This window comes from Pseudomonas sp. GW460-12-10-14-TSB1, assembly GCF_017349775.1.
GTDB lineage: Bacteria > Pseudomonadota > Gammaproteobacteria > Pseudomonadales > Pseudomonadaceae > Aquipseudomonas > Aquipseudomonas piscium.
In genome coordinates this window covers 1-12,898 of sequence record NZ_JACNAC010000097.1, presented here as the reverse complement: position 1 = coordinate 12,898, position 12,898 = coordinate 1, and the positions used below count along the sequence as shown (strand labels likewise).

General features: G+C 58.7%; 10 protein-coding genes and 1 pseudogene. 6 read left to right on the top strand and 5 right to left on the bottom strand.

Going from position 1 to position 12,898, the window contains the following annotated elements; all coding sequences use genetic code 11:
• Both J4D52_RS29770 and J4D52_RS29765 read right to left on the bottom strand, forming a co-directional pair.
• Positions 1-316 (bottom strand): annotated as a pseudogene (locus J4D52_RS29770) (energy transducer TonB); the annotation flags it as partial.
• 2 nt (positions 317-318) lie between these two features.
• Positions 319-726 carry a biopolymer transporter ExbD gene (locus tag J4D52_RS29765; protein ID WP_007925526.1) on the bottom strand — a complete coding sequence of 136 codons (408 nt, stop codon included), beginning with the start codon at positions 724-726 and terminating at the stop codon, positions 319-321.
• A 187-nt stretch (positions 727-913) separates the two neighbouring features.
• Here J4D52_RS29765 and J4D52_RS29760 point away from each other — a divergent pair, with 187 nt between their 5' ends.
• The 3 genes from J4D52_RS29760 (at position 914) to J4D52_RS29750 (ending at position 4,483) form a co-directional block, all read left to right on the top strand.
• Positions 914-1,468, top strand: a complete 555-nt coding sequence (locus J4D52_RS29760; protein ID WP_063430827.1) for a GNAT family N-acetyltransferase — start codon at positions 914-916, stop codon at positions 1,466-1,468.
• Positions 1,465-3,042 (top strand): alkaline phosphatase, encoded by a 1,578-nt coding sequence (locus tag J4D52_RS29755; RefSeq protein ID WP_063430937.1) that lies wholly within the window; start codon positions 1,465-1,467, stop codon positions 3,040-3,042. Before J4D52_RS29760 ends, J4D52_RS29755 begins: the two co-directional genes overlap by 4 nt.
• Positions 3,043-3,241: 199 nt before the next feature.
• The gene (locus J4D52_RS29750) at positions 3,242-4,483 is read left to right on the top strand and encodes an MFS transporter (RefSeq protein ID WP_063430825.1); all 1,242 of its coding nucleotides are present in this window, start codon (positions 3,242-3,244) and stop codon (positions 4,481-4,483) included.
• 64 nt (positions 4,484-4,547) lie between these two features.
• Here the strand turns inward: J4D52_RS29750 and J4D52_RS29745 are convergent, their stop codons facing one another.
• The 3 genes from J4D52_RS29745 to J4D52_RS29735 form a co-directional block, all read right to left on the bottom strand.
• Positions 4,548-5,387 carry a 5'-nucleotidase, lipoprotein e(P4) family gene (locus J4D52_RS29745; RefSeq protein ID WP_063430823.1) on the bottom strand — a complete coding sequence of 280 codons (840 nt, stop codon included), beginning with the start codon at positions 5,385-5,387 and terminating at the stop codon, positions 4,548-4,550.
• A 200-nt stretch (positions 5,388-5,587) separates the two neighbouring features.
• The gene (gene fusA / locus J4D52_RS29740; protein WP_063430821.1) at positions 5,588-7,708 is read right to left on the bottom strand and encodes an elongation factor G; all 2,121 of its coding nucleotides are present in this window, start codon (positions 7,706-7,708) and stop codon (positions 5,588-5,590) included.
• A gap of 892 nt (positions 7,709-8,600) precedes the next feature.
• A complete protein-coding gene (locus J4D52_RS29735) occupies positions 8,601-8,966 on the bottom strand; it encodes a hypothetical protein (protein WP_124302936.1) in 366 nt (121 codons plus the stop codon).
• Positions 8,967-9,724: 758 nt separating this feature from the next.
• Between J4D52_RS29735 and J4D52_RS29730 the strand changes: the two genes are divergently transcribed.
• The 3 genes from J4D52_RS29730 to J4D52_RS29720 form a co-directional block, all read left to right on the top strand.
• Positions 9,725-10,585: a MurR/RpiR family transcriptional regulator gene (locus tag J4D52_RS29730; protein WP_053279163.1), complete on the top strand. Its 861-nt coding sequence runs from the start codon at positions 9,725-9,727 to the stop codon at positions 10,583-10,585.
• A gap of 37 nt (positions 10,586-10,622) precedes the next feature.
• Positions 10,623-11,162, top strand: a complete 540-nt coding sequence (gene ddpX / locus J4D52_RS29725; protein WP_025808883.1) for a D-alanyl-D-alanine dipeptidase — start codon at positions 10,623-10,625, stop codon at positions 11,160-11,162.
• A gap of 206 nt (positions 11,163-11,368) precedes the next feature.
• Positions 11,369-12,898, top strand: a 1,530-nt coding sequence (locus tag J4D52_RS29720) for an ABC transporter substrate-binding protein (RefSeq protein ID WP_207272217.1), incomplete at its 3' end; no start/stop codon positions are given.

Genomic DNA, 12,898 nt, shown 5'->3' with positions numbered 1-12,898 from the left:
CAGCCACGGGGGTTGGCTTGGGCTGCGGCTTTGGCTTGGGTTCAGGTTTCGGTTGTGGCTGTGGCTTGGGCGGTGGCGGTGGAGGGGCCGGCTCGGCCTCTTCGTCTTCGATGACCGGCGGCGGTGGCTCCTGTTCCACCACGGGCTCGGGAGCCACTTGCGGCTCTGGTTCGACCAGGGCGATTTCGACCGCCGACTCGTCATACACCGGCTGCACTTTCAGGGTTTGCGACTGGATACCCAGTGCGATCAGCACCAGGGCGATCAGGGCCGGGACGCTGCCCAGCAGCTGACGCGCACGAAACAGGGCGTACATGATCAGGACTTACGCGTGGCGATGGACACCGAGGTAAAGCCACCCAGGCGCAGGGTGTCCATGACCTCGACCAGGCGCGACACTTCCACGCCCTTGTCGCTGTTGACGATGATGGTCGACTTGCTGTCAGGCTTTTGCGCGGCCTTGAGCGCCGGCACCAAGGCTTCGACGCTGAGGTCCTTGCCATCGAGCTGCAGCTGGCCTTCCAGGCCCAGGGTGAGGATGAACTTGTTCTGCGGCTTGAGCTGTTGCGAACTGCTGGCGCTGGGCAACTGGGTCTTCATGCCCAGTGCCGGAATCACGTTCAGGCTCACCAGTACGAAAAACACCAAGAGGAACATCATCACGTCGATCATCGGGATCAGTTCGATGTGCGCCTTGCGTTTTTTCGGTTCGTCCCAGGTTCTCATTCCGTTACCCCGTCGTTGATTAGGGGCGACACGCTAGCAACGGAAAATGACCGAATGGTTAACTTTAATTTAAGCTTTTAGGTGTCTAGGACGGGGTCTGTAGAAGATCTTGCAGTCTTTTTTGACCGTCATGAAACTGACATGACGGGGGTGCACTTTGGCGAATTTATCCGGCGAGCACCCCGACATGAGCGCTGCACTTCCTTCTTTATTCACCCCGCGACTGGCGTTGAAAGCGCTGCAAAAGCACCAGGCCGAGACACTGTCCGAGCTGGCCAACGGGCCGGAGATCGCTGACAACACCGCCGCGATTCCATCGCCTTACACCCTGGAAACGGCGCTGACTTTTATCGATGGCCAGGAGGAGAATTTCCGTTCCGGGCAATCCCTGGCGCTGGGCGTTCATCTGCGCCATAGCGACGAATTGATCGGTGTGATCAGCCTCAGGTTGTCCGCGGCTCATCGCAGCGGTCATCTGGGCGGTTGGACCGCCGCTCACTGCCGTAACCAGGGCTACGCCGCCGAAGCGGCCGGCGTAATCATGGCGTTCGGCTTTACCGAACTGGCGCTGCATCGCGTCGGCAGTCAGTGTTTCGCCCGTAATAAAGGTTCGGCCCGGGTGATGGAAAAAATCGGCCTGGGTTACGAAGGCTGCATGAAAGGAGCCTTCCTCAAGAACGGGATTCATGAGGACATGTTGTTGTACGGGCTGTTGCGTGCCGATTGGCGGCCCGCGTCATGAGCGACGACCTCAGCAAACCGGTAGATCTCGACCGTCGCCGGGTGCTGTCGGGCCTGGCGGTGGCGACGGCTTTTTCGATCCTCAGCCCCTTCGCCCGCAGTGCCGGCATCGACTATCCCTTCACCCTGGGCGTGGCCTCCGGCGATCCGCTGCCGGATGGTTTTGTCATCTGGACCCGCCTGGCGCCACTGTTCAACGCGGCCGATGGGCGTGGCGGCTTGAGCCGCGCGGTACCGGTGCGCTGGCGGGTGGCCAGTGACGCGGCGATGAGGCGGATCGTGAAACAAGGCGTGGTCACGGCCACTGAGCGTTTCGCCCATTCCGTCCACGTCGAGGTCGCGGGGTTGGAGGCGGGGCGGCCCTATTGGTACCAGTTTGAAAGCCTCGGGGCGCAGAGTCCGACAGGGCAGTCGCGCACGGCTCCGCCGCTGCACGCGATGGCGTCGGCACGGCTGGGTTTTGTCTCCTGTTCTCACTGGGAGCGCGGCTACTTCAGTGCCTACCGCCACTTGGCCGCGGAACAGCCTGACCTGGTGTTTTTCCTCGGCGATTACATTTACGAAAAATCCTATGCGCCCGACTCCGGCAAGATCATTCGCCCCCATAGCAGTGACGAAGCGCTGGACTTGGCGGGGTATCGCAACCGATATGCCCAGTACAAGACCGATCCCGACTTGCAAATGCTCCACGCCAGCACGCCCAGCGTGGCGACCTGGGACGATCACGAAGTGCAAAACGACTACGCCAATCGCTGGTCCCAGGATCCGGGGACTCCGGTAAGCGCGTTCCTCAAGCGGCGGGCGGCGGCGTATCAGGCTTTTTATGAGCACATGCCACTGCGCGCCCGCAGCCTGCCCAAGGGCGCGGACATGCGTATTTACCGGCGCCTGGACTTCGGCCGGCTGGCCCGCTTCCATGTACTGGACGGCCGGCAGTACCGCTCCGAGCAACCCTGCATTGCGCCCAATGGCAGCCATCAGGGGCATATCGCCGAAGACAGTTGCCTGGATTTGCGCAACCCCAGGCGCACCATGCTGGGCTGGGAGCAGGAGGCCTGGCTGGACCAGGGCCTGGCCCAGTCCCGGGCGCAATGGAATGTGATCGCCCAGGACCTGCTGGTGGCGCCGCTGCTCCAGCACGTCCCGGCGAGCCAGGCGCTGGGCTCCTGGACCGACGGTTGGGACGGCTACAGAGCGACTCGCGAGCGCGTGCTGGCGTCCATCGAACGCCGGCGAGCCAGTAACCCGGTGTTCTGGGGCGGCGACATTCATTCGTTCTGGGTCACGGACCTGCATGCGCGGGCCCATGACCCTGACTCGCGGATCGTCGCCAGCGAATTCGTCGGCACCTCGGTCACCTCCGACGGCCAGTCGTTCAACGCCATCCTGCCCCTCAATCCCCATGTAAGGTTTTTCGAGAACCGCTGGAGGGGATATGTGGCGGTGGAGCTGGAAGAACAGAAGATGCTGACGCACCTGCGGATCATTTCCGATCCCCGGGATCCGCATGCCAGCGTCTCGACCCTCAAGTCCTTTGTGGTGGAGTCGGGGCGGGCGGGGGCGATTGCGGTCTAGGCAAGAAGCAGGGCCGTGCATCGATCAGAAACTGATCTGACCGCCGAAGGCGCGGCTCCGACCCAGGGTGCGGAGGTCCAAGGCGCGTCGGCAACGAACCGAGGATCGATATGACCCGAGCCCTGTGCGCCTGTGCTGGTGCCGGGCAAGGAGTCTCAGGTTTAATGTCGCGCAAACATAAGCCTCAGGGAGGGGGCCTATGAGGTCCATCGGCGATCGCTTATCACCCTACAACGATGCGTTGCGCGTCTCGTCTTTTCGCAAGTTGCTCGTTGGCCAGGGCCTGTCGATGGCCGGTGACGCAATTTGTCTGGCGGCGCTGCCGATAGCGCTTATCCGGGCCGGCTTTGGCGCGGAAGTATTCGGCCTGGTCATGGCCGCCGTTGCCCTGGGGACAGTAACAGGCGCCTTGGCCGGAGGCGTGCTGGCAGACCGAAAGTCGGCGAAGCAGGTGCTGATCCATACCGATACGGCAAGGGGCATTGCCCAGCTTGCCGCGGTCGCGCTGCTCGTCTCGGGCGCTGTGTGGTGGTGCCTGCTTGTTGCCTATCTGATCTTTGGTATCGGCATTGGTGTTTCCCGTCCGTGTGCCCAGGTCCTGCTGGTCAATCTGCTGCCCAGGCAGGCCCTGGCGGCGGGAAACGCTGCAATGAACTTCGTTGATAACCTGGTTGCCGTGGTGTTTCCGGCAACGCTCGGCGTGTTCATTATTCTCTGGGATCCGGTATGGGGAATATTGATCGATGGCCTGACGTTCTTCTGCGCAGCCCTGTATACCGCGCAGTTGCCCGATATGGCTGAGCATGCGCCTGAAGATGAATTTTCCATTGGCCAAGCGCTGAAGGGCATTACCCTCATCAGCGGCAACGCCATGCTGCTACTGGGTTTCGCCGCGACGCTGGTGGTGAATGTGTTGTGTTTCCCGATCTTCCTGGTCGTTGCGCCTTACGCCATCAGCGAGCGCTTCAGCGAATCCATGTGGGGCCTGTGCCTGGCCGCATCAGGATTGGGTGCCTGTATCGGCTCCATCGTCACGGTTCTCGCCTCCGGCCATGAACGACTGCCCGGCCTTGCCGTGACCTGCGGTCTTTTTCTAGCCGGCGCCATGGCACTGCTCGGTCTGGGAAGTTCGGCCTGGATGGCGATTCTCGGGGCAACCTTCGTCGGTATCGTCGAAGCCTCATGGCTCACGGGGTGGGCGACGGCCATGCAAAGGCTTGCCCCCGAGAAGGATCTGGGCAAGGTCGTGGCGATCGATACCTTGGTTACCAGTGGTGTGCACCCGTTCATCTACCTCGGCAGCGGAATCCTCGGCGGCATCCTTGGTTACTCCCAGACCCTGACGCTTACCGCCATTGTCAGCGCCCTTGGAACGCTATTCATTGTCCTGGCCTCCAGCCTGTTCATGTCCAGGAACGCTCGAAATGATCAAGTGCTCTAGTGTCCAAGGGCAGATACTGAGGGAGGAGGGCGGACTTGAATGGGCAAAGGGCAGGTAGCCGGGATTACGGCTTCGGCTGCCAGGCCGTCGATGCAGCCGCGGCCTTGAACTTGGCGCGGTTTTCCGCGGTGGCCGGTGGTTCCGAGTCACCGAAAATCGCCTTGAGCCAGTGCCCGTCGGTAGGGTTCGGGAAGAGAATGAACTTGCGTCCGAACTGCTCTTTGTCTTCATTCATCAGGCTGTTGCGTTGCTTGACGTCCGCGACGTAGTACTTGCGTTTGAAGTCGTTGAGGTTGTCGCCCAGCATGACCACCACCTCATAGTCCTTGGCGATTTCCGTTTGCCGAGGCTCTTTGTTGGAGCTGTCGCGATAGACCGTCAGGTGTTTTTCATCGGCAAAAGGCAGCTGGTTCTTGCGCAAGTTGGCCAGGGCGTATTCCTTGGTTTTTTCGCCCTGGTCGCGACTGGTGACGTAGAACACCTCGACCCCCTTCGACTGTGCGTAATTCAAGAACTCCAGGGCACCGGGCGTGGCGACCGGGCCATTGTCGGCGACCCACTGGTCCCAGGCGCTGTCATCGAAAAACTCTTTCCCCGAATTGATCATGTAGCCCCAGTAACTGTTGCTGCCCAGCACGGTGTCGTCGACATCGCTGATGATGGCTAACGGGCGATCACCCTCCTTGTGGGCCTGCAGGGCTTGATCCAGACGCATCCTGGCAATGTTGAAGCCTTGATAGTAAAGCGCATCGAACTCCGCCGCGGTCTGCTTCCAGGCAACCGCTGCAGTCAGCAGGTTGGAAGCTGGGCTGGCCGCCTCTTCGGCAGAGGCGGGGGTCCAGGGCAACATAAGAAGGGAGAGGAGCAGGGGGGCGATCAAGGGTTTGCTGGTTTTTATTGTCATATTCGACACCTTGGAGTGAGTTCGAAACTGCGTGAACAAATACCGCCAAGCTGTTCTATAGCAAGCGGGTTTGCTGCTCAATACAGATGTCGTGTTTTCAGATTAATGAGGCGTAATTCTCTACCTGGCATCGCCCGAGATCAGAAACGCCGAAGCCAGAGCATCTTTCGCGACACTCTGGCTTCGGTGTTCTGGCCTGGTTACTTGATCAGCGTTTCGACAATGTTCAATGGCGCTTCGGCGTACTTGGAGAACTCCATGGAGTAGCTCGCGCGACCCTGGGACATGGAGCGGACGTCGGTCGCATAACCGAACATTTCACCCAGCGGCACTTCGGCACGGACAATCTTGCCGGAGACCGAGTCTTCCATACCCTGGATCAGGCCACGACGACGGTTCAGGTCACCCATCACGTCGCCCATGTAGTCCTCGGGAGTGACGACCTCGACCCGCATGATCGGCTCAAGCACCACACCCTTGCCCTTTTCCCGCAGCTGCTTGGTGGCCATGGAGGCCGCTACCTTGAACGCCATCTCGTTAGAGTCGACGTCGTGGTAGGAACCATCGAACACAGTCGCCTTGAGGCCGATCAGCGGATAACCGGCGACAATGCCGTTCTTCATCTGCTCTTCGATACCTTTCTGGATGGCCGGGATGTATTCCTTCGGCACCACGCCACCCACCACCTCGTTGGCAAACACCAGGCCTTCAGTGATATTGCCTTTTTCGTCGACGTCAGCCGGAGCAAAACGAATCCAGCAATGGCCGAACTGGCCACGACCACCGGATTGACGCACGAACTTGCCTTCGATTTCACAGCCGACGGTGATCTTCTCGCGATAGGAAACCTGCGGCTTGCCGATGTTGGCCTCGACGTTGAACTCGCGCTTCATGCGGTCAACGAGGATGTCCAGGTGCAGCTCGCCCATGCCCGAAATGATGGTCTGGCCGGTTTCTTCGTCGGTCTTGACGCGGAACGACGGGTCTTCCTGGGCCAGCTTGCCCAGCGCGATCCCCATCTTCTCCTGGTCAGCCTTGGTTTTCGGCTCTACCGCCACCGAAATCACCGGCTCAGGGAAGTCCATACGCTCCAGGACGATCGGCTTGTTGATATCGCAGAGGGTGTCACCGGTGGTGACGTCCTTCATGCCGATCAGGGCCGCGATGTCGCCGGCACGGACTTCCTTGATTTCCTCGCGCTGGTTCGCATGCATTTGCACCATGCGACCCACACGTTCCTTCTTGCCCTTGACCGAGTTGATCACCGAGTCGCCGGAGCTCAGGAAGCCCGAGTAGACACGAATGAAGGTCAGGGTCCCCACGAACGGGTCGGTAGCGATCTTGAACGCCAGGGACGAGAACGGCTCGTTGTCGTCAGCGTGACGCTCGTCGATGATTTCGTTGTCGTCGGTACTGTCCGGGTGATGGCCCTTGATCGACGGGATCTCGGTCGGCGCCGGCAGGAAGTCGATGACGGCATCGAGCACCAGCGGAACGCCCTTGTTCTTGAACGAGGAACCGCAGACGGCCGGAACGATCTCGCTGGCCAGGGTGCGCGCGCGCAGGCCGGCCTTGATCTCGTCGACGGTCAGTTCACCTCCCTCAAGGTACTTGTTCATCAGTTCTTCGTTGGCTTCGGCGGCGGCTTCGACCATCTTGGCGCGCCACTCCTCGGCCAACGCCAGCATATCGGCGGGAATTTCTTCCTCGCGATAGGTGGTGCCCTTGTCGTCCTCGTTCCAGTAGATCGCCTTCATCTTGATCAGATCGACCTGACCCGCGAAGCTGTCTTCAGCGCCGATAGCCAACTGGACCGGAACCGGGGTGTGGCCCAGGCGGCTCTTGATCTGGCCGACCACGCGCAGGAAGTTGGCACCGGCACGGTCCATCTTGTTCACGTAGACCACCCGTGGCACGCCGTACTTGTTGGCCTGGCGCCATACGGTTTCGGACTGCGGCTCGACACCGGCGGTACCGCAGAACACCACGACCGCGCCGTCGAGTACGCGCAGCGAACGCTCCACTTCAATGGTGAAGTCGACGTGGCCCGGGGTGTCGATAATGTTGACCCGGTACTTGTCATCGTATTGGCCGCGCGAACCTTTCCAGAAGGTGGTCACGGCAGCGGAAGTAATGGTGATACCACGTTCCTGTTCCTGCACCATCCAGTCGGTGGTGGCAGCGCCATCATGCACCTCACCCATCTTGTGGCTCAGGCCCGTGTAGAACAGGATCCGCTCGGTCGTGGTGGTCTTGCCCGCGTCTACGTGGGCGACGATGCCCAGGTTGCGGTAATGATTGATGGGGGTTGCACGACTCATGATGCTCTCCTTGAGGCGGGACAGGACTGATGTTCACTGGTTCCGACGGAGCTGATCCGCAAGGCAGACGCGACGCTCACCACCCAGGTTGCCAGGCGGCCCGCGCACACCGAGGGCATATGTCCAACCCGGTGTTAAATGTCCGAATGCATCGTCGAACACCTGAGGATGGGCAATGAAGCCAGCGCTACAAGCAATGTAGTCCTCCTCGCGGACAAGGTGCTTGAGAACTTACGATTGACCTCACTCAAAGGGTTATATAGCCCTGGCTGGCATATATCCTATGGACCTTGATGGTGCTGCCCTCAGCCATGGCGCAATGCGTATTCATCCGGCTGACCGAGCCTGCCCATGGCAGCTCTCGCCAGGTAACGTGCTTCACCGTCTGGTTCGCGAGTGCACGCCCGATGCCTTTGCTGGCACTGGTGATAAGGAAAGTACGAGTCTTCGTTGCACCCGGCAGCATCCGGGATCGGGGGAGGGCGCGCGCCGCCAGGATGTGCCGCGCAATCAACCAGGGCGATGTCAGAAGTGTGTTTTGTCCATCGTCGGCGTGTTGCCGTTGGGGTAGCTGCGATGGGCCTGCGCCCAGTTATAGTGCATTTACGAAGTTGATCCGCCATATACCAGGGCGCGAACTATAAAAGTATAAATAAAGACAAGCCCGCAATGGTGTTATCAGCCATGGGCGGTAACCCTTTACGTATGAGCTTTTGTTTCGGATGAGTATTTCGCTGAGCATTGGTTGCACTAAAAGAGGGCGATAGTGCCCACTTAAAAACAAGTGAACACTATCGCCCTCTGAAAGATTTCCCGCTACCTGTTGAACCCTTGCCGCCATCAACAACAAAACATCAGTTTCTGGCCGGCCTGGATAAGACAGCTGCTGCTGTTAGTTATTATCCTGGTAATAGCGCTGTTGCTGATGGCGGCGATGCTTTGGTGGTGGCGGGTCATAGTCATCGTCGGAACTGTATCTGGGAGCACCGAGTGCAGTGCCGGTCACATTGGCGGCCCCACCGAGTGCTGTCCCTGTAACGTTTGCTGCGCCGCCGAGTGCTGTTCCAGTGACATTCGCCGCACCGCCCAGCGCGGCCCCGGTGACATTGGCAGCCCCGCCCAGCGCCGCCCCGGTGATATTGGCGGCACCGTTGAGTGCCGAACCAACGATGCCTTCAGCCTGAACGGATGATTGAAAAAAACCACCCATCAGGATACCCACTATTGCCAAGCTCGGTGCTTTCTTGACGCTATACATACGCCACCTCTACCTGAGAATTGAATCGAGCTGTTATGACCGCATCAGATCGGCCAAGTATTTTTCTGATAACAATTGATCGCCGTCAATCTTGAAAAGTATTACCAAGAGTAACTGGGGTGGACAGTTCTGTTTCTTAGGTTCTCGGGTTAATGCTCGAGTTACTATAAGTGGCAGGACGATACCCACTCCAAACACCTACGACAGGTAATGCAGGCACGACGTCATTAAACTTTTTTGTTGCGTTCAATTGACCGAGATTTTCCCTGTTAGTTCAGGCGGCCGGTTAGTGATGAAAGCCATCTCTTTTCATTTTTCAGGTAAGAACGCTCCCGAATGTTCCAGAGCTTTCGACGATTTTGCCGACTTCTCGCCACTCCTTCAGGCAAAAAACGGCGAAGATAAGGGATAACATTTTGAACTGGGCGCAATTTTGGGATTGTCTATCCAGATTGGCCGAATTTATCGCTCGGTTCCGCCTACCTACATTCGATGCTACCCAGAGGGCAGGGCGGATATTTCTGATGATACAGCCCTATCTTGAGGCTCCAGAGCCGCTCTGATTCGCTGCGCTTGTCCGTTGTGGTTGCATGCTGAGGCTCTCAAGCGAAGGCCAGGGCATGCCAACGCATCGCCAGACGCGCCCTGGGCACCTGCTGAAAAAAAGGCATTGTGTTGTCTTGAAGACAAATGTTATTTTCATAACATATCGAATTAAATTGACATGACTATAACAATCACCGTTCGGGGACTCGTCCATGTCTTTGGAAAAAAACAGCTTCTTACAGTTGCTGGAGCAAGAGTTCTCCAGCCTGACCCCTACCGGCAAGCGCATCGCCAGCTATCTGCTGGGTAACCCGGAGCAACTGCCGTTCGAGTCGGCCGATAGCATCGCGCAGCGAACCTCCACCACTGGGATTTCTGTGGGGCGTTTTTTTCGGTCCCTTGGCTACCAGAACATTGATGAAGTCAAACAGAGCCTGCGCGGTGAAACGCCCACCTCGTGGCTGATTACCGACCGCATCGGCGCCTTTCGTGCCGAAAGCACTCAGGAAGATGCTCTCGATCGCTCCATGAGTCGCGAAATCGAGGCCATCCGGCACGTGTACGGCCTAGCGCGCAGCAGTGCCTTTGCCGATATCGTGCAGCGCATCTACGAAGCTGATGCCGTATTCATTCTCGGAATCCAGTCCACTCGCGGGATTCTCACAGCGTTTCATAGCCACCTTGAATACATTCGGCCCAAGGTCTACTACGTCGATGGCCTGTCAGGAATCTACGCAGAAACCCTGAACTCCGGCTTTGCCAATCCCTACGCAATCATTTCGGACTTCCGTGCTTATTCCAGCGTGACCCAGACCTTCTGCGACGCGGCGGTAGACAACGACCTGCCACTGGCCCTGATTACAGACCTGCAATGCCCCTGGGCCAGGGATTACCCGCTTGACCTCTTGCAACTGAAAACCGATGTCGGGCAGTTCTGGGACTCCCTTGCACCCTTGGCCTGCCTGTTAAATCTCATCGTATCGGCCGTCGCGGAGAAATACGGCGATCGCCTCGATGAGCGCTTGGCCAAGAACCGTCAATTGCAAAAAGCTTTCGGTCAGTTCGAGAGCTGATCCCATCGCCCCACCGAATTCCAACTGGAGTGTTTGCGTGAACAACAGCCCCCTTGTAGAGATTGATGCCCAGCGCTATCAGGTGCAAATCGACCTGATCTACGCCAGTGCAGAAAATCTGGCTGGAAAAGTGATCTATCCGAATGCTCGTTGCAGGTTGCACCGTCAGGCTGCGACTTGCCTGGAAAAAGCCAGCCAGTTCGCGCGCCAGGCCGGGTTTACCCTGCGCATTTACGACGCTTACCGGCCACCCTACGCCCAGTTCCTGTTGTGGGAAGCGCTGCCAGACAACGACTACGTGCGTGACCCGCACTTGGGCTCCCACCATAGCCGTGGGGTGGCGGTGGATCTGACCTTGGTGGGCGCCGATGGTGAGCCACTGGACATGGGCACCGCATTCGACGCGATGGAAGAAAAATCCCATCAGTTCTACCCCGACTTGCCAGCAGAGGTGCAACGCAATCGTCTGCTGCTGCTGGGGATCATGCTGGATGCGGGTTTCCAGGCCATTCCCACCGAGTGGTGGCATTACGAACTACCGAACGCCGACGATTACCCATTGCTGGAGGACGAGTAAGCCACGGGTTTTACAAGCCAATCGAACCGCGACACCGCCCCCGAAAAAACCAGAGAGTTTTCGAAAGGCACACTGCACAGCCCACTTTCACTGCGGCTGATAACAACAACAAACCAGCATCACTTAGGTTTCACCTGCAACTGCCCGGTTATAGCTTTTATAAAAAACCTGACCTACTTCCCTATCGAATGATCAAGGAAACCGGCATGAACCCAATCAACACCGTGACCCGCAAAACCTTTCCCGGCGCCGGCAAACTGCTGCTGAGCGTTTTGTGCAGTGCATTGAGCCTCGGAGCCTGGCAGGCCGCTACGGCGGCTGTACCCCAAGACACGCTGGTCATCGGCAAGCCCGCCGATCCGCAAACCCTCGACCCGGCCGTGACCTTTGATAACAACGACTGGACCATCACTTATCCGTCGTATCAACGCTTGGTCGGCTACAAGGTCGAGGGCGACAAAAGCAGCACTGAAGTGCAGGGCGACCTGGCCGAGAGCTGGACCGTTTCCCCGGACAGCCTGGTCTGGGAGTTCAAAATCAAACCAGGCAACAAATTCGATGACGGCGCCCCGGTAGATGCCGCAGCGGTAAAGTTTTCCTTTGATCGCTTGATGACCCTCAAGCAAGGGCCTTCCGGCGCATTTCCGGAGGACATGGTGGTGGCGGTCGTCGATCCGCAGACCATCCGCTTCACCCTGAAAACGCCTTTCGCGCCGTTCCTGTTTACCCTGGCCCACAACGGTGCTTCGATCATCAACCCCGATGTGCTCAACAAGAGTCCGGACGTAAACGCCTGGCTGTCGAGCCACACCGCGGGCTCCGGTCCCTTCCGCCTGAGCAACTGGCAAAAAGGCCAGTCGTTGACCATGGAGCCAAACACCTATTTCGCCGGCCCCAAACCAGCACTGAAAACCGTGGTCATCAAGATCATCGGCGAACCCTCCGTGCGCCGCCTGCAGCTGGAACGCGGTGACCTGGACATCATCGAGGACATGCCCGAAGACCAGCTTGGCGCTCTCGCCAGCAAGCCGGGCGTCGTGGTTAAGGATTTCCCGTCGTTGCGGGTGACCTACCTGTACCTGAACAACAAAAAGGGCCCGCTGGCCAGCGTCGATGCCCGTCGTGCGATAACCGAAGCGGTGGATTACAACGGCATAGTCAAAGGCATCCTCAAGGACAAAGCCAAGCTGATGAACGGGCCGATCCCGGACGGCATGTGGGCTTATGACAGCTCGCTGTCGCCGATGAAGCAGGACATGGCGGCCGCCAAGGACAGCCTCGCCAAGGCACCGCAGAAAATCACCAACCTCAGCTACATGTATTCGGACAAGGATCCCAACTGGGAACCGATCGGCCTGACTCTGCAAGCCGCATTGGCGCCACTGGGCATCAACCTCAAGCTGGAAAAACTCGCCAACGCGACATTGCGCGAGCGCGTCGGCCAGGCGGACTACGACATCGCTGTCGGGGCCTGGAGCCCGGACTTCGCGGACCCGTACATGTTCATGAACTTTTGGTTCGACTCCAAGATGCAAGGCCTGCAAGGCAACCGCTCGTTCTACAGCAACCCGGAAGTCGACAAACTGATCCGCGAAGCAGCCGCTACCAGCGATACCGCCAAGCGCGTCGAGCTGTACCAGAGCGCGCAGAAAATGGTGCTCAAGGACAGCGTTTACGCCTACCTCTATCAGAAGAGCTACACGCTGCCGATGCGTGATTCGGTCAAGGGTTACCTG